20 protein-coding genes, 11 tRNA genes and 1 pseudogene are annotated in these 25,820 nt (G+C 44.1%); 22 read left to right on the top strand and 10 right to left on the bottom strand.

Translation table 11 applies throughout. From position 1 onward, the window contains the following. Positions 1–278 precede the first annotated feature (278 nt). Entirely contained in the window at positions 279–3,092 is a 2,814-nt protein-coding gene (locus tag ACMAZD_RS04760) for a copper-translocating P-type ATPase (protein WP_435248748.1), read from the top strand. Continuing rightward, on the top strand, positions 3,082–3,522 hold the full coding sequence (locus ACMAZD_RS04755; protein WP_435248747.1) for a DUF411 domain-containing protein: 441 nt from the start codon (positions 3,082–3,084) through the stop codon (positions 3,520–3,522). The genes ACMAZD_RS04760 and ACMAZD_RS04755 overlap by 11 nt, the downstream gene beginning before the upstream one ends. Before the next feature lie 105 nt (positions 3,523–3,627). Here the strand turns inward: ACMAZD_RS04755 and ACMAZD_RS04750 are convergent, their stop codons facing one another. Beyond that, positions 3,628–6,279: a beta-N-acetylhexosaminidase gene (locus ACMAZD_RS04750; protein ID WP_435248746.1), complete on the bottom strand. Its 2,652-nt coding sequence runs from the start codon at positions 6,277–6,279 to the stop codon at positions 3,628–3,630. Between the two features lie 405 nt (positions 6,280–6,684). Here ACMAZD_RS04750 and ACMAZD_RS04745 point away from each other — a divergent pair, with 405 nt between their 5' ends. Further along, complete coding sequence (locus ACMAZD_RS04745; RefSeq protein WP_435248745.1) at positions 6,685–7,572, top strand: TraB/GumN family protein; 888 nt, start codon at positions 6,685–6,687, stop codon at positions 7,570–7,572. 121 nt (positions 7,573–7,693) lie between these two features. Continuing rightward, entirely contained in the window at positions 7,694–8,116 is a 423-nt protein-coding gene (locus ACMAZD_RS04740; protein ID WP_435248744.1) for a hypothetical protein, read from the top strand. 394 nt (positions 8,117–8,510) lie between these two features. On the opposite strand, the gene ACMAZD_RS04735 is transcribed toward ACMAZD_RS04740, so the two are convergent. Further along, positions 8,511–8,587: transfer RNA gene (locus tag ACMAZD_RS04735), tRNA-Pro, on the bottom strand. 255 nt (positions 8,588–8,842) lie between these two features. On the opposite strand from ACMAZD_RS04735, the gene ACMAZD_RS04730 reads away from it, so the two are divergent. The 3 genes from ACMAZD_RS04730 to rluF all read left to right on the top strand — a co-directional run bounded on the left by ACMAZD_RS04730 (position 8,843) and on the right by rluF (position 11,090). Then, a complete protein-coding gene (locus tag ACMAZD_RS04730) occupies positions 8,843–8,983 on the top strand; it encodes a DUF3149 domain-containing protein (protein WP_004736246.1) in 141 nt (46 codons plus the stop codon). A gap of 171 nt (positions 8,984–9,154) precedes the next feature. Beyond that, positions 9,155–9,736, top strand: a complete 582-nt coding sequence (smrA, locus tag ACMAZD_RS04725) for a DNA endonuclease SmrA (protein WP_029223450.1) — start codon at positions 9,155–9,157, stop codon at positions 9,734–9,736. Positions 9,737–9,956: 220 nt separating this feature from the next. Next, complete coding sequence (gene rluF / locus ACMAZD_RS04720) at positions 9,957–11,090, top strand: 23S rRNA pseudouridine(2604) synthase RluF (RefSeq protein ID WP_435248743.1); 1,134 nt, start codon at positions 9,957–9,959, stop codon at positions 11,088–11,090. Between the two features lie 105 nt (positions 11,091–11,195). On the opposite strand, the gene ybaK is transcribed toward rluF, so the two are convergent. The 8 genes from ybaK to hemA form a co-directional block, all read right to left on the bottom strand. Beyond that, positions 11,196–11,669 (bottom strand): Cys-tRNA(Pro) deacylase, encoded by a 474-nt coding sequence (gene ybaK, locus ACMAZD_RS04715; protein WP_435248742.1) that lies wholly within the window; start codon positions 11,667–11,669, stop codon positions 11,196–11,198. Positions 11,670–11,787: 118 nt separating this feature from the next. Further along, entirely contained in the window at positions 11,788–13,449 is a 1,662-nt protein-coding gene (gene ushA, locus ACMAZD_RS04710) for a bifunctional UDP-sugar hydrolase/5'-nucleotidase UshA (protein ID WP_435248741.1), read from the bottom strand. A 454-nt stretch (positions 13,450–13,903) separates the two neighbouring features. Further along, positions 13,904–14,758, bottom strand: a complete 855-nt coding sequence (gene kdsA, locus ACMAZD_RS04705; RefSeq protein WP_435248740.1) for a 3-deoxy-8-phosphooctulonate synthase — start codon at positions 14,756–14,758, stop codon at positions 13,904–13,906. Between the two features lie 22 nt (positions 14,759–14,780). Then, positions 14,781–15,590, bottom strand: coding sequence for a SirB1 family protein (locus ACMAZD_RS04700; protein ID WP_435248739.1), 810 nt, complete (start codon positions 15,588–15,590; stop codon positions 14,781–14,783). A 6-nt stretch (positions 15,591–15,596) separates the two neighbouring features. Next, the gene (locus ACMAZD_RS04695) at positions 15,597–15,980 is read right to left on the bottom strand and encodes a SirB2 family protein (protein ID WP_009848726.1); all 384 of its coding nucleotides are present in this window, start codon (positions 15,978–15,980) and stop codon (positions 15,597–15,599) included. Positions 15,981–16,188: 208 nt separating this feature from the next. Further along, positions 16,189–17,061, bottom strand: coding sequence for a peptide chain release factor N(5)-glutamine methyltransferase (gene prmC / locus ACMAZD_RS04690; RefSeq protein ID WP_435248738.1), 873 nt, complete (start codon positions 17,059–17,061; stop codon positions 16,189–16,191). 5 nt (positions 17,062–17,066) lie between these two features. Further along, positions 17,067–18,155 carry a peptide chain release factor 1 gene (gene prfA / locus ACMAZD_RS04685; protein ID WP_009848728.1) on the bottom strand — a complete coding sequence of 363 codons (1,089 nt, stop codon included), beginning with the start codon at positions 18,153–18,155 and terminating at the stop codon, positions 17,067–17,069. A gap of 28 nt (positions 18,156–18,183) precedes the next feature. Further along, complete coding sequence (hemA, locus tag ACMAZD_RS04680) at positions 18,184–19,443, bottom strand: glutamyl-tRNA reductase (RefSeq protein ID WP_435248737.1); 1,260 nt, start codon at positions 19,441–19,443, stop codon at positions 18,184–18,186. A gap of 160 nt (positions 19,444–19,603) precedes the next feature. On the opposite strand from hemA, the gene lolB reads away from it, so the two are divergent. The 15 genes and pseudogenes from lolB (at position 19,604) to ACMAZD_RS04605 (ending at position 25,786) form a co-directional block, all read left to right on the top strand. Then, entirely contained in the window at positions 19,604–20,251 is a 648-nt protein-coding gene (gene lolB / locus ACMAZD_RS04675; protein WP_435248736.1) for a lipoprotein insertase outer membrane protein LolB, read from the top strand. Next, positions 20,248–21,113: pseudogene (ispE, locus tag ACMAZD_RS04670) on the top strand (4-(cytidine 5'-diphospho)-2-C-methyl-D-erythritol kinase). The gene lolB and the pseudogene ispE overlap by 4 nt, the downstream one beginning before the upstream one ends. 36 nt (positions 21,114–21,149) lie before the next feature. Further along, on the top strand, positions 21,150–22,094 hold the full coding sequence (locus ACMAZD_RS04665) for a ribose-phosphate pyrophosphokinase (RefSeq protein WP_012603389.1): 945 nt from the start codon (positions 21,150–21,152) through the stop codon (positions 22,092–22,094). A gap of 371 nt (positions 22,095–22,465) precedes the next feature. Beyond that, a complete protein-coding gene (gene pth / locus ACMAZD_RS04660) occupies positions 22,466–23,056 on the top strand; it encodes an aminoacyl-tRNA hydrolase (RefSeq protein ID WP_010439162.1) in 591 nt (196 codons plus the stop codon). 10 nt (positions 23,057–23,066) lie between these two features. Beyond that, positions 23,067–24,158: a redox-regulated ATPase YchF gene (gene ychF, locus ACMAZD_RS04655; protein ID WP_029223453.1), complete on the top strand. Its 1,092-nt coding sequence runs from the start codon at positions 23,067–23,069 to the stop codon at positions 24,156–24,158. A gap of 280 nt (positions 24,159–24,438) precedes the next feature. Further along, positions 24,439–24,515, top strand: a tRNA-Met gene (locus ACMAZD_RS04650). A gap of 67 nt (positions 24,516–24,582) precedes the next feature. Beyond that, positions 24,583–24,667: transfer RNA gene (locus ACMAZD_RS04645), tRNA-Leu, on the top strand. 29 nt (positions 24,668–24,696) lie between these two features. Beyond that, positions 24,697–24,771 (top strand) — tRNA-Gln (locus tag ACMAZD_RS04640). A 77-nt stretch (positions 24,772–24,848) separates the two neighbouring features. Beyond that, positions 24,849–24,925, top strand: a tRNA-Met gene (locus ACMAZD_RS04635). A gap of 77 nt (positions 24,926–25,002) precedes the next feature. Next, positions 25,003–25,087: transfer RNA gene (locus ACMAZD_RS04630), tRNA-Leu, on the top strand. 30 nt (positions 25,088–25,117) lie between these two features. Beyond that, a tRNA-Gln gene (locus ACMAZD_RS04625) sits at positions 25,118–25,192 on the top strand. Positions 25,193–25,299: 107 nt separating this feature from the next. After that, positions 25,300–25,384: transfer RNA gene (locus tag ACMAZD_RS04620), tRNA-Leu, on the top strand. 30 nt (positions 25,385–25,414) lie between these two features. After that, positions 25,415–25,489 (top strand) — tRNA-Gln (locus ACMAZD_RS04615). A gap of 107 nt (positions 25,490–25,596) precedes the next feature. Next, positions 25,597–25,681: transfer RNA gene (locus tag ACMAZD_RS04610), tRNA-Leu, on the top strand. Positions 25,682–25,711: 30 nt separating this feature from the next. Next, positions 25,712–25,786 (top strand) — tRNA-Gln (locus tag ACMAZD_RS04605). Positions 25,787–25,820 lie beyond the last annotated feature (34 nt).

Below are 25,820 nucleotides of genomic sequence, written 5' to 3'. Positions count from 1 at the left end.
GATTCTTTTAGTGGGGTCTAATACAAAGTCTGTAATAGCCAAATATCACTAAATTTTGGGCGCTATTTTATCACCACCGCTTAAATCTACAATCAGTAGTGAATGATTAATGCGCGGATCTTGTGCGAAAGCCACTGTAGAAAGGCCAAATTCAGCTTCGATGTAGCAAATCTATAGCCTGAACCAATAAATTATAGCCACGCTTTTCTTTAACTCTCACCTATCCCACAAACTTAACCCACCCATTCATATGCTACTAAGATCAAATTCTTGAATTTATGTTTGACCTTACCCTTACGGTAAGGTTTATGTTAGGCGTAAATGAGAATTGGAGTATCGATATGAAGCATTACACCACCGCGCTCAACGGCCTAAATTGCATGGGCTGTGCGAAGAAAGTTCGCACCCTGTTTGTCGATCTCGACAATACCACGATCAATGATATATCGCCGACATGCATCGATATTTCGACTCCATTTAATTACGTTCAACTCAACGAACAGTTAGCGACGCTTGGCTATAGCATGGGCAATAAACTGCACCTATCGCTATCTGGTCTTAGCTGCGGTAAGTGCGTGAACAAACTGACTCAGGCACTTGAACAAACCGAGCAAACCTCAAACCTAGAAGTCAGCAAGCATGAATTGACGTTGGTTACTCTGCTTTCTCAATCCGAACTTATTGAGCTGATCGAAAGCGTGGGTTATCACGCGAATCCCTACTCTGAAGCTAATGATCTTTTATCGAGTTCAGATTCAGAAGAAGATAAAAAACCAACACCTGCAGAATCAGCACAAGCTAAACCTGCAACTAGCCAATATACCTATCACCTTGTTCTTGAGGGAATGACGTGTGCGAGTTGTGTTTCTTCGGTAGAGAAAGCGCTGAAAAAGAATGAGTTCGTCGACCAAGCTCAGATCAACCTCGCTGAACAGACGGCCTTAGTTTTCACCTCTAAAACACGAGACGTCATCGAAGCAGCTCTAATAGAGTCGGTGAAAACCGCAGGTTATGGTGCCGAGTTCGTTGATGACGCGGCAACTCAACAACAAAAACAGCAAGAACAGCAACTTCGGACCCAAAAAGCTTTTCTAAAGAATTCAGTAAGCGCGCTGTTTATCGGTGCCCCGCTGATGGCGTGGGGTCTGTTCGGTGGCAGCATGACCATTGCTACATTTAACGACCAATTGGCTTGGGGGTTAATCGGAATTGTCTGTTTGATATTGCTTGCGACCTCGGGACGCAGCTTCTTCACTAACGCTTGGCAATCACTGATGCACAAGCGTGCGACCATGGATACGTTAGTTGCTTTGGGTACAGGCGCAGCGTGGTTCTACTCAATGTTGGTTGTTCTGATCCCATCGTGGTTCCCTGAAGCTTCTCGTCATGTCTATTTTGAAGCCAGCGCCATGATTGTTGGCCTTATTTCTTTAGGTCACTACATTGAAGCCAAAGCCAAAGCACGCACCACTAAGTCTTTACAAGCGCTGATAAACTTACAGCCTCAAAAAGCCGTGGTTATCGTCGATGGTAAAGAGCAAACCATCGCCGTAGAAGCCATTCAAGTCGGCATACAAGTTCGAGTGAAACCCGGAGAAAAAGTCCCTGTCGATGGCGTTGTGGTATCGGGCGAATCTTATATCGATGAATCGATGCTGACTGGCGAACCGCTTCCCAAGGTTAAATCGCTAAATGATGGCGTTTCAGCAGGAACCATTAATGGTGACGGCAGCTTAATCATTGAAGCTACGGGAATTGGCTCAAGCACTATGTTGGCTCGAATTATTCAGATGGTTCGCCAAGCGCAAAGCAGCAAACCTGCGATTGCTAAGCTTGCTGACTCTATCTCAGCCGTTTTTGTTCCGGTTGTGGTCGCAATCGCAGCCGTTGCCGCCTTAGTTTGGTTTTTCTTTGGCCCACAGCCAAGCGCGAGCTACATGCTCGTAGTATCAACCACAGTACTGATTATCGCCTGTCCATGTGCGTTAGGCCTAGCAACGCCACTGTCGATTACTGTTGGCGTGGGTAAAGCCGCTGAGTTTGGCGTTCTTATTAAAGATGCGGATGTATTGCAGTCTGCCAGCAAGATCGATGCTGTTGTGTTTGATAAAACAGGTACGTTGACCCAAGGCAAACCAACCGTTCAACAGGCCTTTTACTCTAATCTAACGGAGCAAGAGTTACTGGCTTATGCTTATTCAGTAGAAGTGGGATCTGAGCACCCACTCGCCAAAGCCGTTTGCCAATATGCAGAGAGCCTACAAATTTCAGCACTACCTCATAGCGAGTTCGAAAACCAACGAGGACTTGGCGTACAAGCAACAATAAACGGCAAGAACGTGCAAGTCGGCTCACTTAAGTACCTAACCCAATTAGGCATCAATACTGAGATTGGCGCAGATTTTATCGAGCTTTGCCGCTCGCAAGCATGGACACCCATCTTCGTTGTAATCGATCAAAAACTCGAAGGCATATTGGGCATTTCAGACGCGTTAAAAATAGATAGCAAACAAGCGATAGCTCAACTAAAATCCGCCGGAATTCACACCGTGCTATTAACGGGTGACAACGACTCTGTTTCTCAAGCAATAGGTAAAAGCGTCGGTATCGACGAAGTTATCTCGGAAGTGCTTCCAGAGCAGAAAGCTCAGCACATTGTTCAGCTGCAACAGCAATATAAGAGTGTTGCTATGGTCGGAGACGGCATTAACGATGCACCAGCTCTTGCTCAAGCAGATATAGGAATCGCAATGGGCAGTGGCAGTGATGTCGCGATTGAAAGTGCGCAAATGACGCTACTCAACTCATCGCCATTATCAGTAAGCAATGCGATCGAGTTGTCCCAAGCGACCGTAAGAAACATGAAGCAAAACCTCTTTGGTGCCTTCATCTATAACTCACTTGGTATTCCCATCGCAGCCGGTGTGCTCTACCCATTTTTCGGATTTCTACTAAGCCCAGTCGTTGCAGGTGCAGCGATGGCGATGTCGTCAATTACGGTAGTGAGCAATGCCAACAGGCTGAGATTATTCAAGCCCACTCATTCTAATATCAATAACAACCATATTCATGAGGTTAACCATGATTCGTAAAGTTATGACTCTTACAGCACTCGCTGCAATTTCAGGACAAGCTTTAGCGACTGATATTCTGAACCATAAGTCTCCATACTGTGGCTGCTGCACAGAGTGGACAGAACACATGCAAAACGCAGGGTTCGATGTCACAGAGAAACTCCATGATGACATGAATCCTATCAAGCAGAAGTTAGGAGTAACGCCAAAGCTGGCTTCTTGCCATACGGCAGAGATCGACGGTTACGTATTTGAAGGACACATTCCAGCAGAGGACGTGAAAGCCTTTTTAGAAAACCCACCACGCAATGCGATTGGCTTGGCGGTTCCAGGCATGCCAATGGGCTCTCCGGGCATGGAGTATGGCGATAAGAAAGACGAATATTCTGTGTATGCGTTTAACGAGAAAGGTCAGGTGTTTGAGTACCGACACTACACAGGCAACTAAAGCACACGAACACTAAGAGAGAAATAAATGCACAAAAAGAGCTCCCACTTTTAACCTTGATTAAGGTGACAGCTAGGGAGCTCTTCTATTAATGTTGCTTATCGATTATTTAACTGAGGTTACTCGACTTACTTTCTCGCCACTTTCAGAGATAGAGCGAATGTACGTTTCGCCAGAAACCGATGGACGTTGTTGCTCATCGTACGTTATCCAGCTTTCGCCATAAGCAGAGTATTGAAGCTCTACGCCTGGGAATTGAACGTTCATCGCCAACTTACCATCAACAACTTGAGCACCTGGAACTGGTAGACGGTAATCAATGCCCGCTTTTTCAAGCTTGGCCAGTTCACGTTGACCAACAATATTCGCGAAGCGATTAAAGTCGCTGTTTAGAGCCTGCTTATTCACTAAGTCTGTATCTTGAGAATATTCAACGCCCACTTTGTAGTTGTTTTCCCAATCCGCTCTGTGCCATGCACGCTCTGCTGCTGCAAGTACGCGAGGGAACACCATGTATTCATACTGCTCGTCGGTACGTACTGTCTCAGACCAAAGTTGTGCAGACAAACCGTAGAAAGGTTTCGCTTCAATCTCGCCTTTACCAGAGAAACCATTGCCGTCACGGTCTAAGGATGTTTCTGCGTTTTGTGGCATGTTTTCTGGTGCGAAGCCAAACATCTTACGAGTATCGGTTGCACGTGTTGCCCAGTAGTAACCGCGCTCTGAAGCATCAACTTCGTATGGCATATCCATGTATACGTAGTCTGGGTTAGAGACGATTACGTCATACCCTTTTGCTGCCCAGTCGTATACTGATGAAGTGCCGCCCCAGTAAAGAACATCCCAGAAGTTCACGCGAGTACTTTCGGTTGCAAATGCTTTCTCGCCTTCGCTGTATTTCAGGCCATCTTGCCATGCTTGGAAGTGAGGAATGCCTTTGTCAGCAACAATCTTAGATACCTGCTCTGCAAAGTGGCTTGGCAAGTGGCCGAAGTCGCTTACCGTTCCATCAGCGATCAAAGACTGACACTGAGGAGACTGTTGGAATGGCTTATCTTGCTCAGACAAGTCGATATTGCCTTTCCAAGCCACTTTATCTTCTGCATTAATATCTTGTAAGCCCGCGCCTAACTTGATGTTTTTCGCTTCATCGCCGCCAAAGTGCCAAGTCGTTAGTGGAACTCCCGCTTCTTGGTGCATTGCCGCCACTTCAGAGATTACTTTATCTACAAAGTGAGTTGATGATTCCATACATGGGTTAATGAAGCTTTGCTTATCGTAGAACTGAACCGTGGTTACGTTCGATGTATCTTGTGGATCCATCAGACGGTATTCGTTCGCTTCCGCTTCTTTACCTTCTGCCATTAGGCGAGTGTAACGCGCTTCCATCGATACCACAGCAGAACGAGCGTGTGCTGGCATATCAATTTCTGGAATTACTTCGATGCTGCGCGCTTTTGCGTAGCTTAAGATCTCGACGTAATCCGCTTTACTAAAGAAACCAGAGCCAAAGTTGTCTGTTGTTGGACCAGAACCTAGCTGAGGCAGTAAACAGCTTTTCTCTTCCAAATCAAAACAACGATTAGCTCCTACATCCGTTAGCTCTGGTAAACCTGAGATTTCTAAACGCCAGCCTTCATCATCTGTTAAGTGAAGGTGCAGTTTATTCATCTTGTATGCCGCCATTTGATCTAGCGTTGCTAGGATGGCATCTTTTGAGTGGAAGTTTCGAGCAACATCCACCATAACACCACGGTAATCGAAACGTGGCGCATCTTTGATCGACAGTTGTGGTAATGATTCAGCGTTCTGACTGTCTATTAGGCCAAAAATAGACTGAACTGCGTAGAAAGCACCTGTTTTATCAAACGCTTCAATCGCAATTCCCTCTTCCGAGATGCTTAGTTCATAAGCGCCAGATTTTGCTAAATCACCCGTAAACTGAATAGGAACAACAGCAACACTCACAGGTAGGTCGCCACTCACATCTACGTTTACCACATCTGCACGTTCTTCAATTGCAGCAAATTGCTCAGCATCAAATGCCTCTTTCGGCAGTGCAATACCACCAGCAATGCTCACTGAACCTTCGCCAGCTTCTACCGAAATTGGTGTTGGTAATAGCGTTGTTGATACATCTTGCGTTGCTAGATCCGCATTCTTTTCAAAGCGAGTAACTGCGGTTGCCATGACATTGTTGTCATCAGGTGTACGCTTAAGGTTGTTACCCTCTAAACCTGTCACAAACGACGCGACATCTTCAGTATTCAATGAAGCAATCATCTTAGGTTCTGCGTTTGGCGCAGTAACGAATGCACCTGGCATGAAGTCGGTTTCAAACAGTTGCCAGTATTCACTCGTCAACGGAAGAACCACCTCTTCACCAGCCGCAAAGCCATCGAACTTGTCTGTAGGTTCTAGTTTGTGTAGGTCACCCGTTACACGAGTAATTTTAAACTGTTCGTTATCAACATCTAAAATAAGGCGAATACTATGGAAGTAGATACTCCAATCTTTCGAATCAATCGCTTCACCGTCATTGGTCAGGGTCATGTTCACTTTATTACATGATGCCCACTCAGCACCTAACTCCTGACAAGCCATGCCTTCATTCACACCGTGATTGGTTAAAATTTCATACTGCACATCTAGGTTATCAGCCAGTGCGTTAACAACCTGTTGTTCTGGTGCTTGTGTGACTGCACAACCCGTCAGGCCAGCCAATACCGCTACAGATAGTAAGTTTCTCTTCAACATCGTATTCACCCATAAATTTAAAAATTGAGTCAGAAGCAAAGTGGAGCGCTTCGAAAGTTAAATAAACTATATGTGCTTATTTTTTGGCGTGAATTAAATTAGGCTAATTCAGTGATCAGCTTCAAATCTCAAAAACAGCAATGAAATTAATATCAATAAAATCATTAGGTTAGTTTCAGCGGCACTTCCGTCAGTTTTATTTTGACGTAATAATTGAGATTTAAATCACAATCTTTTTAATGGATTTCATAAAATCGTGTCGTTAATAGAGAGAAAGGTTTAAGAGTTTGTTCGTATTGTTATACTTTTCGTACAAACAACGTGACATCGTTCTCAAAAAAAACCGTTAAAAAACTCCGTCAAAACCCTTTTTAACGAGTTTATTTCTTTCTAAAGGAGCTCTCTTTGCGCACTTTCTTTTACCTTACGTTACTCACTCTCGCCTTTTCAGCAAAGCAAGCGGTCGCCGAACCTCTTTATTGGCAAGCAAAGAAAGAAGATTTGATCCTCACTATCTTAGGTTCTGTGCACGTTGGGGATGAGAGCATGTATCCGCTTCCCGCACAGATCACTGATACGCTAAAAGAGAGCGACGGATTAATTGTAGAGACGGATATAAGAAAGACAGAAGGCATGGTGTATCCCACGACCACAGTGACCACGGGTGATGTATTAAATAAAGAACAAAAACAATTATTAACGAGCATCTCAAAATCATTGGATATGCCGACTCAGCAGCTACTTAGCTCACCACCTTGGGCAACCTCTCTATCGATACAGACGCAGCAGTTAAAGAAGCTTGGCTATGGTTCGGCTGACGGTGTTGATGCCACACTCGCCTATAAAGCAACAATCGCGGATGTTCCCGTCATCAGCTTAGAGGCTCTACAATTTCAAATAGACCTCATCACAGGGCAAAAAGATTCCGGTAAAGAATGGCTAGTCAGTAGCCTTAACGAATTTGACCAAACTGATCGTGTGGTTCACTGCCTAATTGAAAGTTGGAAAGCCGGTGATGTAGCGAAGCTTGAGGAGTTTGCGAAGCTGTCTGAAATGCCATCTGAACTAGAGAAAGCATTTTTAACCGATCGCAATATCGATTGGGCAAACAAGCTCTCCGCTAATGATTGGAAACTTGACTCGAAAGGGAACTACTTATTGGTCGTCGGCACTTTACACCTGATTGGTGAAGGTAACCTTTTGCAGTTATTAGAAGAGAAAGATTTCAAGGTCACTCAACAATCACAAAGCCAACAGGCCCAGTGTCAATTTGAGATGAATGATGACAGCTAGCTCAATTCAATACCATGACTTTCTCATAATATAACCATTACCTAATAACAGAATCATTACATTTAATAGCACCATAAAGGTGCTATTATCTTTCGCTCTTTTTATATACGGTGTTGTTCTCATGAAACCAGTACTCTTCGCTTTACCTTTAGTCCTCGCAATCCTGATGTCTACGGCAGCGTCTGCCAAAGAAACTTGTACTATCGAACAATTCCAGCCAATAGACATTCAGCCTGATACAAAAGGCGGTGTGCTAGATAAAGAAAGCGGCCAGTTTCTGATTACTGAGAAGCCACCAATGCGATGCGCGAATATTACATTCACGACTTCTACAACACGTAACCGTATTGCAAGCCAAATTAATAGTAATTTTGAAGCAAGTTTCTACGATGGCCAAACGGGTAACTCTCACTCGGTTACTTTTAACGGAGATGAAGTACAGGCAGGTTACATTCGAATTGGTCCAAATAACCCTGTTGAAGCGTATGTTTGCTTTGTTACCTCGGAAACACCAATAAAAGACATGACATGCGATGTGAAGTAAATAATTTTGGGACTGGCTTATTGGGTCAATCATTTTCTCTATGCAGGATGTTTAGAACAACAAGAGATTCCCGAATCGCTCATTCGCTACTCTAGTGAGTAACACATATACCAGAACGCAAAAAAGCCGTAGTCCCCTCTATTACAGAGAGTGCTACGGCTTTATTTTATGTGGCGGTGAAGAGCTTATTTTGAACATCAGGCGAATCCCACCTAGGTGCAAACCCTATTTCCCACACCCTAAAACGAAGAAAGCCTGCTCAATGAGCAGGCTTTCTAAATGTGGCCGGTGAAGGGCTTATTTTGAATATCAGGCGAACCCCACTTTGGTTCTGATCCTATTTCCTATGATCTGAAACGAAAAAAGCCTGCTCGATGAGCAGGCTTTCTAAATGTGGTCGGTGAAGAGGGATTCGAACCCCCGACCCTCTGGTCCCAAACCAGATGCGCTACCAAGCTGCGCTATTCACCGAGATATCTAACTGGCTGATTGCCTGTCGATGGAGCGTATAGTACGGGTTCTGAATTTATCCGCAAGGGCTTTTTTCACTCTTTTTTACAATATCGAATCGTTCGAACAAAAGACGTACAACCTAACAGCTAATGTGACGAAAAACACACACTCACCAACAAGTATTTAACTTATGAAACAGGATTGATTTAGATCAGTGAATTGATAACGCTACTTAATACACTAAGCCATGTCATATAACTTTGAGGTATACACATGGACTTTTGGCTAGAACTCCTATTTGGTAATGCAGTGGGGCTATCTTCAATGATAGTAATATTCGGGGCTCTGGGTCTCATGATGTTTTATGGAGGCTTCTTCATATACAAAGTTATGACTGAAAAATCTCCTCACTAGTATCGCTCAGCCTAAATCATTTACTTTTAAGTATCATCTCGTTGATACATAGATGTTAAAACGCTTTGCACCGGAGTTGACTTCTCTTGTCTCCTCCGGTTTTTTCATTTTTAAACTCAGCCACAACTTAGGTATACTTACCCTATCCTTCTACAACTTGAGATGAACACCATGTCTCATGATGACGACTTAGATCTATTCCAAGAAATGATGGGCGATGTGAAACGTATCGACCATGACACCGCTGAGCACCAAAAAGTGCATCGAGTTACCGAGTCTCAACTCGCCAAGCGTGAGGCGGCTATGTGGCTGTCTGAGGACGAAAAAGATTACCTCTCTCTCGACTACTCTCCAATGCTAAAACCTGATGACGTTATTGCGTATAAAAAAGATGGCGTTCAAGAAGGCGTGTACAAAAAACTGCGCTTAGGTAAATATCCAATTCAAGCTAAGCTCGATCTCCACAGGAAAACATTGAAAGATGCTCGTAACGAAGTACTTTCATTTTTGCGCCAATGTTTAAGAATGGATGTGCGCACCGTCATAATTGTTCACGGTAAGGGGGAACGCTCGAATCCACCAGCCATGATGAAAAGCTATGTGGCCAATTGGCTATCGCAAATTAATGATGTTCAATGTGTTCACTCAGCGCAGCAATTTCATGGTGGTACTGGAGCCGTTTACGTCATGCTCAGAAAGAGTAATGACAAAAAACTAGAGAATAGAGAACGTCACCAAAAACGGACTCGCTAAATCATGAGAAGCTTAGTGAAAAAAGACCATCATCTTCGAACATTCCGCTAAACACATTGAACACCACAATTGATATTTATTGCCGAAAATAGATATTTAGTGCCGAAGCTCACACTAGGTGTTAAAATTGCCTCGGTTAACGAATTAAAACGTAAAAGCAACTGTCCATAGTTGCTTTTTGTTTATCTATATTTCCGTTGTGAAACGCTAAGAGAATATCATGTCACAAGAATCCCAAGCTAAACGCCTTAATAAATACATCAGTGAAACTGGTTTTTGTTCACGTCGTGAAGCAGACAAATTGATCGATGCAGGCCGAGTTACTATTAATGGCAAGATCCCTGAGATGGGAACGAAAGTATTGCCAGGTGATGATGTTGAGATCGACAGCAAGCCAGTACGTTCAAAAGAAAAGCCCATCTACATTGCCCTCAATAAACCGACCGGCATTACCTGTACAACTGAACGTGATATTCCAGGCAACATCGTCGACTTCATTGGACACCACAAGCGTATCTTCCCTATAGGCCGCCTAGATAAGCCCTCTGATGGCCTTATCTTTTTGACCAACGATGGCGACATCGTCAATAAGATCTTGCGTGCGGGTAACAATCACGAAAAAGAATACGTGGTTCGTGTAGATAAGCCGATTACGACGGAATTTTTGAAGAAAATGGCTTCTGGTGTCCCTATTTTGGATACCGTTACCTTGCCATGTAATGTCGAGAAAGAGACTAAATTCTCATTCCGAATTACGTTGACTCAAGGCCTTAACCGCCAGATCCGCCGTATGTGTGAAGCGTTAGGCTATGAAGTCTTCAAACTACGTCGCGTTCGTATTATGAACATCTCACTTGATGGCATTCCTAACGGAAAGTGGCGCTACCTGAACGAAGAAGAAATCGCTGAGATACTAGCGATGTGCGAAGGTTCAGTCAGCACTGAAGATGCATCAAAAATGAACGCAAAAGGTCAGCGAATCCGCAAAGCAACCGATGCTAAGTTATTTGATAGCCGTGAGGAAAATCAAACCTCAACAGCGCGACGTAATCAAAACGAGAATCGAACTCGCACCTATCGTGGTAATAACGCGGATGAATTCCGCCATGCGCCAAACTCGAAGCGTGGTCGTAAGTCCTCGAATAGTGAAAGCGGCGGCAACACCGAGAACTGGAAATCGAACTCTCGTTCAGAGCGTTCAAACTCAGATCGAAACAGCTCAGATCGCAATCGCGCAGACCGAGACAAAAACGATCGTAGAAGCGGTAAGCCTGCAAACCGTAGCCAAGACTCAAACCGACCAAATAAACCAGCAGCAAAACGCGTTGGTGGTACATTAGGCCTGAAGAAGTAGTCAGAACCAGTAAGACGGACACTCGATGTAAAAACGCCCGCTAGATTAGTCTAGCGGGCGTTTTTATTTGTTATTCTATAGTTTTATCATCATAACGACGACAATCTATAAACATAGATCAGCAAACTGGCCGCGAGTCAGCATCGCTAAGTCCTTTGGTTCTAACTCAATTTCTAGCCCTCGCTTCCCTGCACTCACACATATCGTTTCAAAACTGGTAGCGCTGGAATGGATAAAAGTAGGTAATGCTTTTTTCTGACCAAGCGGACTGATTCCACCCACAACATAACCTGTGGTTTTCTGTGCAATATCCGGATTGGCCATCTCTGCTTTTTTTCCTTTCGCCGCTTTAGCTGCAAGCTTAAGGTTTAGCTTCTGGTCGACAGGAATAACAGCCACAGCCAAATCTTTAGCGACGCCGTTCAAACAAAATAAAAGCGTTTTGAACACGCGTTTGGGATCTTGACCCAGAGCTTCAACCGCCTCTAACCCATAGTTGGTGTTGTTTGCATCGTGATGATACTGATGCACGGTATGAGCGATTTTCTTTTTCTTGGCAAGATTGATTGCAGGGGTCATAAAAAATCCAAACGATAGATAAACAAAAAGCGACGCCGAGGCGTCGCTTTAGTTAAATTTATCATGGTGCTAGAGTCAATCTAATTTAGCACCTAATGATTCAATTAACCGGGTTCAGTTACTTGTAAACCATTTGACCAGACGGTGCGTACTTGTTCACGTCAACCGGGCTGTTCGCTTCTAGGTACTCTTTCAGTACTTCAGCATCAACAAAACCTGTGTTCACGTAACCTGGGTGGTCAGACAGTTTAGGGTAACCGTCACCACCAGCCGCGTTGAAGCTTGGCACTGTGAAGCGGTATGTGTCGTCTAAACGAAGCTGTTTGCCACCAATGAATACGTTCGATACTTCACCATTCGTCACTGTCATTGAAATGCCAGCAAACTGTGCGTAAGCACCAGAGTCGATTGGTTTCGTCGCCACAACATTTAGGTAATCGAGAACTTCTTTACCTGTCATGTCTGTGTAAGTCAGGATGTTTGCAAAAGGTTGTACCTTCAGCACATCTTTGTAAGTGACATTGCCCGCTTCAATTGAGTCACGAACACCACCAGAGTTCATCACAGCGAAATCTGCTTGTGCACGCTCCATGTGGGAAGTCGCAATCAAACGACCTAGGTTAGTTTGTTGGAAGCGAACCACGTTACGATCGCCTTCAAGCTTGCCATTTGTCTCAGCAATCTGAACTTCTAGCTGTGCTTGACCTTGCTCTTGGAAAGGGCGTAGGAATTCAAGTAGCTCTGGGTCTTGTGCGATTTCATCTTGAATCAGAACACGTTGTTTCTTACCGTCAATCTTAACTTTCTTCTTAAGGTTAACTGGAACCAGATCGTAGCTCACCATCTCTAGCTCACCGTTACGGAATTCGTAATCAGCACGACCTACGTATTTGCCCCACTCGTGAGCTTGAACGATATAAGTACCGTTCTGTACGTCTGGTTTACACTCATCACCCGGCTTGAAGTTTTTCTTCGCAACGTTAGGGCCTTCCATACATACAGGCTCTTGAGAGTGACCACCAACGATCATGTCTAGGTCGCCTTCGTTTAGGTAAAGAGCAAGTGCTACGTCACCCGGTGCGTTAACACCACGTTGGCCGTTTTCGTAGTGACCCATGTGAGTCACAGCGAAGATTAAGTCTGGCTTCTCTGTTTCTTTAAGTTCAGCGATTAGCTTCTTCGCTTCCTCTTTAGGGTCGCGGAAGTCAATGCTCGCGATGAACTCAGGATTACCGATCTTTGCCGTATCTTCAGTTGTTAGACCGATAACCGCAATCTTGATACCTTGCTTTTCAAACATCTCGTAAGCTTGGAACTTGCGTTCGCCTGTTGCTTTGTCGTAGATGTTTGCAGATAGCATTGGGAAGTTAGCCCAGTCGATCTGCTTTTGTAGTACGGTTAAAGAGTTGTCAAACTCGTGGTTACCCAATGCCATTGCATCGTAACCAATTTTATTCATACCTTTGAAATCAGGTTCTGCATCTTGAAGATCTGACTCTGGCACACCAGTGTTGATGTCACCACCAGATAGAAGCAACACGCTACCGCCTTCTGCTTCAACTTCAGCACGAAGTTGATCAACAAGCGTTTTACGCGCAGACATGCCGTATTCACCGTATTTGTTCTGCCAAAAACGACCATGGTTGTCGTTAGTGTGTAGAACCGTTAGCTTGTAAGTTTCGTCTTGGTTCCAACCTTGAGTTGATTGAGACGCACACCCAGCTAGAGTAGCTAGGATTGCAGCACTTAGTGCTGTCTTTAGAATAAGGCGTTGCTTCATTGTCATACCTTTGAACTTTTTAGGGGAATCCACTGCTTTTTATGATCTATTGCGACCCCTTATTTGGAGTTCGAACAATAAGACTTCACATCACTTATCTTAAATTAACATTTCAGATGTAACATGATGATTTCATATTTATGTCGGATTGGTCACGCATAGTTCAGCAGTTAAGTGTAACAAAATTATGAGATTACACTCAAACTTCCCCTGCATCACAAGCAATCGTTTACTTACAAAGTGTGATGAACATCAGTAATTTACTGCAAACAGGACTGACCTCACACTTATATACGAGTTTCTTAGATAACAACCCGCCTCATTAACAACTCTTTAAATGAACGGTTTATGTTTGGCTGCTTTTACGAGATAAAAAAAGCCCAATTCAAAGAACTGGGCTTTCTCAAATCAACTTTTGTTAAATAACGTTTTCGTTACTTCACATCCATCTCAATTATTTAATATCAATATGCTCAAAGCCTTTGATAAGGTCATCAAGTGCCTTCATCTGCTTCAAGAACGGCTCTAGCTTATCTAGTGGTAGAGCTGATGGGCCATCACAACGCGCTTGATCTGGGTTCGGATGTGCCTCAAGGAACAGACCAGCAACACCCGTAGCAAGACCCGCTTTAGCAAGCTCAACAGTTTGCTCACGACGACCGCCAGATGCAGCTCCTGAAGGGTCACGCATTTGAAGCGCGTGAGTCACATCAAAGATGATTGGGCTACCGTTTGATGATTTTTTCATCACACCAAAACCAAGCATATCAACTACTAGGTTGTCATAACCCATGCAAGAACCACGTTCACAAAGAATGATGTTCTCGTTGCCGCACTCAGTGAACTTATCAACGATGTTACCTACTTGATCTGGGCTCATGAACTGAGGCTTCTTCACATTGATAACCGCGCCAGTCTTAGCCATTGCTTCAACAAGGTCAGTTTGGCGAGCAAGGAACGCAGGAAGCTGGATTACATCAACCACATCAGCAACAGGCTGAGCTTGTGCTTCAGTGTGAATATCAGTGATGACCTTCACGCCAAAGGTATCTTTCAGCTCTTGGAAGATTTTAAGACCTTCTTCCATACCAGGACCACGGTATGAGTGAACAGAACTGCGGTTCGCTTTATCAAAAGACGCCTTAAATACATAAGGGATGCCCAGCTTCTCTGTTACTTTCACGTAGTGCTCACAAATCTGCATCGCTAGATCGCGAGACTCAAGAACGTTCATGCCCGCAAATAGCGTAAATGGCTTATCGTTAGCAATTGGCATGTCGCCAATATGAACTATTTTCTGTTCCATCATATTCTCTCTAAATAATAATTAATTAGTGAACGACGACGGCTTTTTCCGTCATGACATTCACTTGAGACTTAAGTAACTCAGATGCAGGGTCATCTGGGCATTGATCAATAAAGTACTGATAATCGGTGGCGGCAATCTGGTGACAATCCAGTTGCTGGTAGATGAAACCACGGTCACGGATTTCATACGGATCATCAGGCACAAACGTTAACGCAAGATCAGTACACTTCAATGCAAGCGTATAACGCTCTTCTCTCAGCAATGCACTTTTCAATAAAGCCAACCACTTACCAATAATGGTTGGGTGGTCTGCGACTTTCAAATGCTCACTTTTCAGCTTAGCCAATGGGCCATCATGGCCAATTAACCATGCTCGTAACGTTTGCTGACCAACATACTCGCCATTGTAAGGGTTAATATAGACCGGAGTTTGGCCATACCAACTGACTTTAAGCAGAAACTGAGTCGGAAAAGAGACACCCTCTACAGGAAAGCCTAGCTTGCGACCAAGAAAAAGGAAGATTGCCCCAAGACTGACAGGGATCCCTTTCTTTCTCTCAAGTACTTTATCGATAAACGCGTTTTCCGATGAGAAGTAAGCGTCTTTATCGCCTGCAAAACCCCACTCGTAAAAGAATAGTCGAATAAAAGATTCAAACTTCTGTTGCTCGTCGGTTTCATTAACTAACGCAAACTCGGCGTCTTTTAATAATCTTGCGAGTTCTTGCTCTGCCCAGCTATCTTGAGTTTCAGGGTCAATGGCCTTATTTAAGATCAATGCGCCTTCAGCAAGTTCTAGCTGATCAAAGTCTTCATCAAAAAATTCGTACATACGTCATTAACCGAAAAATGTTGGAGTCTTTGTCATTGCGATTTTGCCTGCCATTGCAAGCCAGCCTAGAGCGCCAAAGAATGAAAAAACTCTCAATAGCTTGTTCTTACCTAACTTAAGCGCAAAGAAGCCTAGTGCGATGTAAGCCATTACACAGGTTAGTTTTTCAGTTAACCATGGTGCCGCTGGTGTAAAGGGAATAAAGCCAGTAATAAAAATCAAACCAATACCCGATAGCAACAGCAACGAGTCATTGATATGAGGGAAACGCTGCAAGAAAGGATGCTTAAGCTTGGGTGAGTTAGCCATCATCAGAGCGAAACGGATCGAAAGAAGTAGCGCGCTTATAGCAATCGTGAGTAGGTGAAAATGTTTTAAACCTTCGTACATGGTATTCCTTAATCTTTTTATATGTGCTTTCGTTAACACGAGCCACACAATACCCGTTAATGCCCTGTATTTCTGCGTTAATTCTCTGTATTTCTACGTTAAATGCATTATCGAGTTAAGTGTATTATTGAGTTAAAGGGATCAATTTAGCAAGTTCATCATCTATTGCTCAAAAGATGATTAACAGTAGCCTATGAACAACTACTATCTATGAACAGTAACGACCCAATGTCACTCGGTCATTACCACCGTAATCTTTTTCTGTAACCACATCCAAATAGCCCAGTTGTTGCATTATCTCACGTACCGCCAAACCTTGGTCATAGCCGTGTTCAAATGCCAACCAACCTTCGTTTTCCAAAAAGCGTCGTGCGTTTTCAGAAATGTATCGAATATCAGCTAAACCTTTCTCTTCAGCGACTAACGCGGTGATCGGTTCAAAACGCACATCACCCTGAGATAGATGAGGGTCATTCTTCTCAATGTAAGGAGGGTTCGAGACTATCAATGAGAACTTTGCAGCGTCTTCTTCAGAACTCGCCGAGTTCAAAGGCTCAAACCAACAGCCATGTAAAAAAGTGGCGTTAGTGATATTTAATCGCTGAGCGTTTTCTGTCGCAAGTTGCTGCGCTTCCGAGCGAAGATCAATCCCCGTCACTGGTCGGTTCGGCATCTCAGACGCCAATGCCAAAGCGATCGCACCAGTACCAGTACCTAAATCGAGAATCGCACCTTGCTTGCCATACGTTTTGTCTAACGCCACTTCAACCAAACGTTCCGTATCTGGACGTGGGATTAAAGTAGAAGGGGATACTTTTAACGGCAGTGACCAAAACTCACGCTCACCAACAATATAAGCCACAGGCTCACCGGTTAAGCGTCGTTTTAAAAGGGTATGGAATTCGGATTCTTGTTCTGAAGTGAGGTGCTTCTCAGGCCAAGTCAGTAGGTACGATCTCGGTTTATCTAAAGCGTGACAAAGCAGTACCGCAGCATCAATCGAGGGCGATGTGTTATCGCCCTCTTGAAGCTGTACGATTGCTGACTTTAAAGCACTTTCAACCGTATATGCTGAATGCATAGTAATTAGTTATGCTCAGCAAGTGCTGCTAGTTGATCGGCTTGGTGCTCTTGTAGAACAGGATCAAGCAGGCTTTGCATATCACCCTCCAGAACTTCGTTCAGGCGGTAGATAGTTAAGTTGATGCGGTGATCAGAAACACGGCCTTGAGGGTAGTTGTACGTACGAATACGGTCACTACGGTCACCAGAGCCTAATAGGTTACGACGCGTATCTGAAATCGCAGCAGCACGACGCTCTTCTTCAGCTTGAACGATACGAGCCGCTAGAACAGCCATCGCTTTCGCTTTGTTTTTATGCTGAGAACGCTCGTCTTGACACTCTACTACTGTACCTGTTGGTAAGTGAGTAATACGGATTGCTGAATCCGTGGTGTTAACGTGCTGACCACCCGCGCCAGATGCACGGAAAGTATCAATTTTAAGATCGCCAGCTTTGATTTCTGGTAGATCCGCTTCTGGGATCTCAGGCATAACCGCAACAGTACATGCTGAAGTATGAACACGACCTTGAGACTCAGTCTCAGGCACACGTTGTACACGGTGACCGCCAGACTCAAACTTCATTGTGCCGTAAACTGCGTCGCCACTGATTTTAGCGATCATCTCTTTAAAGCCGCCCTGCTCTGAAACATTGCTGCTCATCACTTCGACGCGCCAGCCTTTTTTCTCGGCAAACTTAGAGTACATACGGAAAAGGTTACCCGCAAAGATACCCGCTTCATCACCACCAGCACCAGCACGAATCTCTAAGAAGCAGTTACGCTCATCGTTTGGATCTTTTGGAATAAGAAGAATCTGTAGCTCATCAGTCAGACGTTCAATGTTAGCTTTCGCATCTTTGATTTCTTCTTGAGCCATTTCACGCATTTCTGCGTCGTCTTCATTTGCCATCTCTTCAGCAGCTTCTAAATCTTCTTGAGCTTGCTGGTATGATTTAAAGCACCCCGTCACCTCTTCTAATTGAGAATACTCTTTTGACAAGGCACGGAATTTATCTTGATTCCCAAGTACATCGGGATCACCAAGTAGATGTTGAACTTCTTCATAGCGTTCAACAAGTGTTTCAAGCTTTATTAGAATCGAGGCTTTCATAATGTCTTATTCTGTTGGAGGTCGAATATTATTGAGGGTTTTCTAGACCCAAACTCTGTCTAATGACCATTAATTTTGCAGGTTCTCCTTGCTCTGCTGCACTTTGAAGTGCACGCGTTGGAGCATGGATCAATTTGTTTGTGAGCTTATTACTTAGCTCAAGTAAGACTTTCTCAGGGTCACCGCCAGCAGCAAGTGATTGTAAACTCTTACTTAATAATTCTTCTCGGATTTCATTAGCCGATTTACGATAGTCACGAATACTGTCTACCGCTTGCAGTGAACGCATCCAACTCATGAACGAGGCGCTTTCTTCACTGACGATTGCTTCAGCCTGAATCGCTTCAACCTTACGTTGCTCAATATTACCATCAACGATCGATTGCAGATCATCAACCGAATATAGGTAAGCATCTCTCAGTTCGCCGACTTGAGATTCAACATCACGAGGAACGGCGATATCAACCAACAACATCGGCTGATGTTTTCTTTGCTTCAGCGCCGTTTCAACCATGCCTTTACCAATAATTGGTAGCGGGCTTGCGGTTGAACTGATCACAATATCCGCTCTTTGCAGATGATCTGGGATCTCATTCAAGCTAATGACCTCTGCACCAAACTCTTTGGCGAGCCCTAAAGCTCGCTCACGCGTACGGTTGGCTACGATCATTTTGGTACAACCATTGGCGGACAAGTGTTTAGCCACCAGCTCAATGGTTTCTCCCGCACCCACCAGCAACACCGTTGATTCAGCAATCGATTCAAAGATGTGTTTAGCTAACGTACAGGCTGCATAAGCAACAGAAACAGCACTGCCACCAATTTCGGTTTCAGTTCGAACGCGCTTCGCAACAGAAAATGATTTCTGGAACAGTTTTTCCATTGAAGCATCAACAGATTTGTTCTCTCGCGAATCGGTGTAAGCCTGCTTTACCTGACCAAGAATTTGCGGCTCACCCAGAACCAGAGAGTCCAAACCACAGGCAACGCGCATTAAGTGCTTAATCGCGGCTTGTTCTTCATGGATATAGATACTCGGTTTTAATTCTTCAGGGCTAACTTGATGAAATACAGACAGCCAATCGATCAACTTGTTTTTTGCCACGCCTTTGACGTCACAATACACTTCAGTTCGATTACAGGTAGAAAGTATGACACTTCCATTTACGTATGCATTTGCGTTAAGTTGCTTGAGTGCCTCAGATAATTTATCTGGACCAAAAGCGACTTTTTCTCGCAATTCAACCGACGCTGTATTGTGATTGATACCTACGGCAAGCAAAGACATGTATCAGAAGTTCTCGATCAGGGAATGGAAACAAGGGGCGAATTTTACTTGATGCATGGCTCTATTTAAAGAGCAAGCGGGATTTGTTTTCCTGAGTTCGTGAATTCAATGCTATAGTTGAAGCGTTTTTTAGATAAATTTGAACAAGTTGTGAGCAAATATGAGCAAGCTTCGTAAAATCACGTCTCTTATTTTTATGACCATAATGATGGTGGGTTGCTCGTCTATACCAGAACAACCGACCAGCGTTGAGTGGCAAAGTCACCAAAACCGTCTTCTGAAGATAGAAAACTACCAAGCCTCAGGCAAGCTCGCTTACATTTCTCCGGAGCAACGCCAAAGCCTTAACTTCGTTTGGAAGTACTCCCCCAATCAAAGCCAACTAAGACTGACCACTTTCCTTGGTCAAACCGCCTTGAACCTCACAATTGACAGTTCGGGCGCTAAGGTAGTCACTTATGATGACCAGGTATTCACTCACGCAAGTGCATCTGTATTGGTAGAGCAACTTACTGGATTGCAGATCCCTATTGATCATCTGCCACAATGGTTCCTTGGTATTCCCGACCAATCAGACAGTTACCAATTGAACACAACGAATACGCTTGAATCTCTGTCTAAACAAGTTAGCAGTCAATTATGGACACTTAATTTTGACAACTACCGAAATGCAGAGATGCCGAGCAAACAACTATCGGATGAAGGCAACACAAAGGTAGAAACAATCCCCCTCCCTACTCGATTGTCATTCAAACAAGACGAGAACAAAATCAACATTGTAGTTTCGAAGTGGACACTGAAAAAATGATAACAACGCCAACGCACTGGCCTTCGCCAGCTAAGCTGAATTTATTTCTCTATATTACTGGCCGACGCGATAATGGCTATCACGAACTTCAGACCCTATTTCAGTTTGTTGACGTTGGCGATGAACTTACGGTTACCGCAAACCGAGAAACAAGCTCGATAACAATCACACCTGAAATTCCAGGCGTTGCAACAGAAGATAACCTTATTTGGAAAGCCGCAACTGCCCTTCAACAATATTCATCGACGACTTTCGGTGCGGATATTCAGTTAAAGAAAGTGCTTCCTATGGGAGGTGGCATTGGCGGAGGTTCTTCAAATGCCGCAACCGTGTTGGTCGCTCTCAACTATTTATGGCAACTCAACCTGTCTGATGACCAGTTAGCAGAGATTGGCTTAAAGCTTGGTGCAGACGTTCCGGTCTTCGTTCGAGGCCACGCCGCCTTTGCTGAAGGTGTTGGCGAACAATTACAACCCGCTAATCCGGATGAAAAATGGTATCTCGTTGTAAAACCTCAAGTGAGCATAGCAACTGTAGACATATTTACACATTCAGAATTAACTAGAAATACGCCGAAGCGAGCACTATCAACGCTTCTAGAGCAAGAATACGTAAACGATTGCGAAAAAATTGTGCGAATGCTGTACCCAGAGGTTGATAAGCAACTTTCATGGCTGCTACAATACGCGCCGTCGAGATTGACTGGTACGGGTTCATGCGTTTTTGCTGAATTTAACAGCAAAAAGAAGCCGAATCGGTGCTAGAGCAACTGCCTGACACAGTTTCCGCGTTTGTCGCGAGAGGACGAAACATTTCGCCTTTAAAAGAAACTTTGGCTGAATACCAATCAGCCCACCCATAATCTATTTAAAACTGGACGCAACCCGAGGTTTCCACCGTGCCTGATATGAAGCTATTTGCTGGTAACGCAACACCTGAACTAGCCCAACGTATTGCTGATCGTCTATACATCTCTCTTGGAGATGCTACAGTAGACCGTTTTTCTGATGGCGAAGTCGCTGTACAAATCAATGAAAACGTTCGTGGTAGCGATGTATTCCTGATTCAATCAACTTGTGCACCAACCAATGACAACCTTATGGAGTTGGTGGTAATGATTGACGCAATGCGCCGTGCTTCTGCTGGCCGTATTACTGCTGTAATCCCTTACTTCGGTTATGCCCGTCAAGATCGTCGTGTACGTTCTGCTCGTGTGCCTATTACTGCAAAAGTTGTTGCAGATTTCCTTTCTAACGTTGGTGTTGACCGCGTTTTGACTATCGACCTGCACGCAGAGCAAATCCAAGGCTTCTTCGATGTACCTGTTGATAACATTTTCGGTACTCCAGTTCTTCTAGAAGACATGGCTAACCGTGGCCTAGAAAACCCAGTTGTGGTTTCTCCAGACCTTGGTGGTGTTGTACGTGCTCGTGCTACAGCTAAAGCGCTAGGTGATGTTGACATCGCTATCGTTGATAAGCGTCGTCCACGTGCTAACGTTTCTGAAGTAATGAATCTAATCGGTGATGTTGAAGGTCGTGACTGTGTTATCGTTGATGACATGATCGATACTGGTGGCACACTATGTAAAGCAGCTGAAGCGCTTAAAGAGCGCGGTGCTAAGCGTGTATTCGCTTACGCAACTCACGCTGTATTCTCTGGTACTGCTGCAGAAAACATCCGTAACTCAGTTCTTGACCAAGTTATTGTTACTGATTCAATCAAGCTTTCTCCAGAAATGGCTGCGACAGGCAAAGTAACTGAACTAAGCCTTTCTCGCATGCTTGCTGAAGCGATTCGTCGTATCAGCAACGAAGAGTCTATCTCTGCGATGTTCAACTAATCAAAGCTCTATAGCTTTGCTTTAGCATAACCATCTGAAAAAGATATTAAGCACTTCATTCGATGAAGTGCTTTTTTTATATCTAATACCAATCACAGTAAGTAAGTGTTCAGAAATAGCGCAGGAAAAAAGCTTGAGAACAAGGCGTAATTTTTTGATAAGTAGTTATTCTACAATCAAAAATTATAACGCAGTTATCGAGCATTTTAACCAGCTAGGGTGACCAGTTATTTACTACGATTGGTATAACGACCACAAAGTTAATTTGACCACAGTTTCGAATCATTGAGTTGCTATCAGCTAGCTCGCACCTTTTTCATAAACTGTGATATCATACGGCGCTTTTTGAAATCCCAAGAGAGATCCATACCTTGAGCCAACAAATAAAACTTCTCGTTGGACTGGCTAATCCAGGTCCAGAATACGCCAAAACTCGCCACAATGCGGGTGCTTGGGTAGTTGAAGAATTAGCACGTGTACACAACGTGACACTGAAGAACGAACCAAAGTTCTTTGGCCTAACGGGTCGTATCATGGTTCATGGTGAAGATCTTCGTTTGCTGATCCCAACGACTTTTATGAACTTATCCGGGAAAGCAGTTGCAGCACTGGCAAAGTTCTACCAAATTAAACCAGAAGAGATCATGGTGGCTCACGATGAGTTAGACCTCCCTCCTGGTATTGGTAAGTTTAAAAAAGGTGGTGGTCATGGCGGCCACAATGGCCTAAAAGACATCATCAGCAAGCAGGGTAACAATAAAGAATTCTATCGTCTTAGGTTAGGCATTGGCCATCCGGGACATAAAGATAAAGTTGCAGGTTATGTATTAGGCAAAGCTCCTGCGAAAGAGCAAGAGTGTATCGAGGCTGTCGTTGACGAATCGGTTCGCAGCCTAGACATCTTATTAAAAGATGGCCTACCAAAAGCACAAAATCGCTTACATACGTTCAAAGCAGAATAAGGTTTATATCATGGGTTTTAAATGTGGCATCGTTGGTCTACCAAACGTTGGTAAGTCAACTCTGTTTAACGCACTGACTAAAGCAGGCATCGAAGCAGCAAACTTTCCATTTTGTACGATCGAACCAAACACAGGTATCGTTCCGGTTCCAGATCTACGCTTAGATGCATTAGCAAAAATTGTTAATCCACAGAAGATCCTTCCAACGACAATGGAATTCGTAGACATCGCAGGCCTAGTTGCTGGCGCATCTAAAGGTGAAGGTCTAGGTAACAAATTCCTAGCTAACATCCGCGAAACTGACGCTATCGGTCACGTTGTACGCTGCTTTGAAAACGAAAATATCGTTCACGTTTCAGGCAAAGTATCTCCTATCGAAGATATCGAAGTGATCAACCTTGAGCTTGCTCTTGCCGATCTAGATAGCTGTGAACGTGCGATCTTCCGCAATGCTAAAAAAGCAAAAGGCGGAGATAAAGACGCTAAGTTTGAAACGACAGTTCTTGAAAAGCTACTACCGATCCTGACTGAAGGTGGTATGGCTCGTACTGTTGAGCTGGGCAAAGAAGAAGTCGCAGCAATCGATTATCTTAACTTCCTAACGCTTAAGCCAACAATGTACATCGCAAACGTTGCTGAAGATGGTTTCGAAAACAACCCTTATCTAGACGCCGTTCGCGAGTATGCAGAAAAAGAGAACAACGTTGTCGTTGCTGTGTGTGCTGCAATCGAATCTGAGCTTTCTGAGCTTGACGATGAAGATCGCGAAGAGTTCCTTGCAGACATGGGTATCGAAGAACCAGGCCTTAACCGAGTGATCCGCTCTGGTTACGAACTACTTACTCTTCAGACTTACTTCACTGCGGGTGTTAAAGAAGTTCGCGCTTGGACGATCCCTGTAGGTGCGACTGCGCCACAAGCAGCCGGTAAGATCCACACCGACTTCGAAAAAGGATTCATCCGTGCAGAAGTAGTTGGTTACGAACATTTCATCGAGTTTGGCGGTGAAAGCGGAGCAAAAGATGCTGGTAAATGGCGTCTTGAAGGCAAAGAATACATCGTTAAAGATGGCGATGTTGTTCACTTCCGATTCAACGTTTAGTTACCGATAAACATCGAAGAAAAGGCCAGTGAATTCACTGGCCTTTTTGGTTTTTGCTCTTTCTAAAGAGCTTCTTATCCAAAACTTAACTTCCTATATATATCGGCATTTGAACCTATTTTTTGCTGACAAATACGCCTCTTTGACTAAAAAGAAACCGAACAGATGTTTATTCGTGATTTATTCAAAAAAAAAGTTGACGGGTTTCACTCAACTCCGCATAATGCGCCCCGTTCACAACGAAGCGGCAACGTCTCGAAATGAACAACAATTTGGAAATGGCTACTTAGCTCAGTTGGTTAGAGCACATCACTCATAATGATGGGGTCGCAGGTTCGAATCCCGCAGTAGCCACCATTTCCTAAGCACTCTGTTTGTTATAAAACGTATGTCTTTTGACAACAAAGAGTTTTTAGGAAATAAAGCGGTCGTGGCGGAATTGGTAGACGCACCAGATTTAGGTTCTGGCGCCGAGAGGTGTGAGAGTTCAAGTCTCTCCGACCGCACCATATTGAGATGTCTTAATTGACATCATTGTTGGGCTATCGCCAAGCGGTAAGGCACTGGCTTTTGATGCCAGCATTCCCTGGTTCGAATCCAGGTAGCCCAGCCACTATTTAAAGTGTAATTATCTTTAAAAAGATAATGGCATTAGAAGCGAGATTATATTATATTACTTCGCTCTCAGATGGCTACTTAGCTCAGTTGGTTAGAGCACATCACTCATAATGATGGGGTCGCAGGTTCGAATCCCGCAGTAGCCACCATTCTTTCTTTATGAAAGAAAAAGTACAAACAACGTTATATTGAATTACCAATGTCGATATAACTATAAAGATTTGCTGCGGTCGTGGCGGAATTGGTAGACGCACCAGATTTAGGTTCTGGCGCCGAGAGGTGTGAGAGTTCAAGTCTCTCCGACCGCACCATTATTTAGATATCTTAAATGATGTCACTGTTGGGCTATCGCCAAGCGGTAAGGCACTGGCTTTTGATGCCAGCATTCCCTGGTTCGAATCCAGGTAGCCCAGCCACTATTTAAACTCTTTGTTTTTTACTTAGCTTTTTTAAGCTAAACAGCAAACCAAGAGAACAACGTTATATTGAATCACCAATGTCGATATAACTATAAAGATTTGCTGCGGTCGTGGCGGAATTGGTAGACGCACCAGATTTAGGTTCTGGCGCCGAGAGGTGTGAGAGTTCAAGTCTCTCCGACCGCACCATTATTTAGATATCTTAAATGATATCACTGTTGGGCTATCGCCAAGCGGTAAGGCACTGGCTTTTGATGCCAGCATTCCCTGGTTCGAATCCAGGTAGCCCAGCCACTATTTAAACTCTTTGTTTTTTACTTAGCTTTTTTAAGCTAAACAGCAAACCAAGAGAACAACGTTATATTGAATCACCAATGTCGATATAACTATAAAGATTTGCTGCGGTCGTGGCGGAATTGGTAGACGCACCAGATTTAGGTTCTGGCGCCGAGAGGTGTGAGAGTTCAAGTCTCTCCGACCGCACCATTATTTAGATATCTTAAATGATATCACTGTTGGGCTATCGCCAAGCGGTAAGGCACTGGCTTTTGATGCCAGCATTCCCTGGTTCGAATCCAGGTAGCCCAGCCACTATTTAAACTCTTTGTTTTTTACTTAGCTTTTT

Origin of the sequence: Vibrio sp. nBUS_14, from assembly GCF_051201655.1 — a bacterium.
Classification (GTDB): Bacteria; Pseudomonadota; Gammaproteobacteria; order Enterobacterales; family Vibrionaceae; genus Vibrio.
The sequence above is the reverse complement of the archived record's forward strand: the minus strand, read 5'-3'. Positions and strand labels throughout refer to the sequence as shown.

Excerpts from the sequence above, each read along its gene's own strand:
- prfA (WP_009848728.1), bottom strand. The coding sequence starts at position 18,155 with ATGAAAGCCTCGATTCTAATAAAGCTTGAAACACTTGTTGAACGCTAT.
- kdsA (WP_435248740.1), bottom strand. The coding sequence starts at position 14,758 with ATGATGGAACAGAAAATAGTTCATATTGGCGACATGCCAATTGCTAAC.
- ACMAZD_RS04750 (WP_435248746.1), bottom strand. The coding sequence starts at position 6,279 with ATGTTGAAGAGAAACTTACTATCTGTAGCGGTATTGGCTGGCCTGACG.
- ychF (WP_029223453.1), top strand. The coding sequence starts at position 23,067 with ATGGGTTTTAAATGTGGCATCGTTGGTCTACCAAACGTTGGTAAGTCA.
- lolB (WP_435248736.1), top strand. The coding sequence starts at position 19,604 with ATGAGCAAGCTTCGTAAAATCACGTCTCTTATTTTTATGACCATAATG.
- ACMAZD_RS04760 (WP_435248748.1), top strand. The coding sequence starts at position 279 with ATGTTTGACCTTACCCTTACGGTAAGGTTTATGTTAGGCGTAAATGAG.
- ACMAZD_RS04740 (WP_435248744.1), top strand. The coding sequence starts at position 7,694 with ATGAAACCAGTACTCTTCGCTTTACCTTTAGTCCTCGCAATCCTGATG.
- smrA (WP_029223450.1), top strand. The coding sequence starts at position 9,155 with ATGTCTCATGATGACGACTTAGATCTATTCCAAGAAATGATGGGCGAT.
- ACMAZD_RS04700 (WP_435248739.1), bottom strand. The coding sequence starts at position 15,590 with ATGTACGAATTTTTTGATGAAGACTTTGATCAGCTAGAACTTGCTGAA.
- ACMAZD_RS04755 (WP_435248747.1), top strand. The coding sequence starts at position 3,082 with ATGATTCGTAAAGTTATGACTCTTACAGCACTCGCTGCAATTTCAGGA.
- rluF (WP_435248743.1), top strand. The coding sequence starts at position 9,957 with ATGTCACAAGAATCCCAAGCTAAACGCCTTAATAAATACATCAGTGAA.
- hemA (WP_435248737.1), bottom strand. The coding sequence starts at position 19,443 with ATGTCTTTGCTTGCCGTAGGTATCAATCACAATACAGCGTCGGTTGAA.
- ACMAZD_RS04730 (WP_004736246.1), top strand. The coding sequence starts at position 8,843 with ATGGACTTTTGGCTAGAACTCCTATTTGGTAATGCAGTGGGGCTATCT.
- ACMAZD_RS04695 (WP_009848726.1), bottom strand. The coding sequence starts at position 15,980 with ATGTACGAAGGTTTAAAACATTTTCACCTACTCACGATTGCTATAAGC.
- prmC (WP_435248738.1), bottom strand. The coding sequence starts at position 17,061 with ATGCATTCAGCATATACGGTTGAAAGTGCTTTAAAGTCAGCAATCGTA.
- ushA (WP_435248741.1), bottom strand. The coding sequence starts at position 13,449 with ATGAAGCAACGCCTTATTCTAAAGACAGCACTAAGTGCTGCAATCCTA.
- ybaK (WP_435248742.1), bottom strand. The coding sequence starts at position 11,669 with ATGACCCCTGCAATCAATCTTGCCAAGAAAAAGAAAATCGCTCATACC.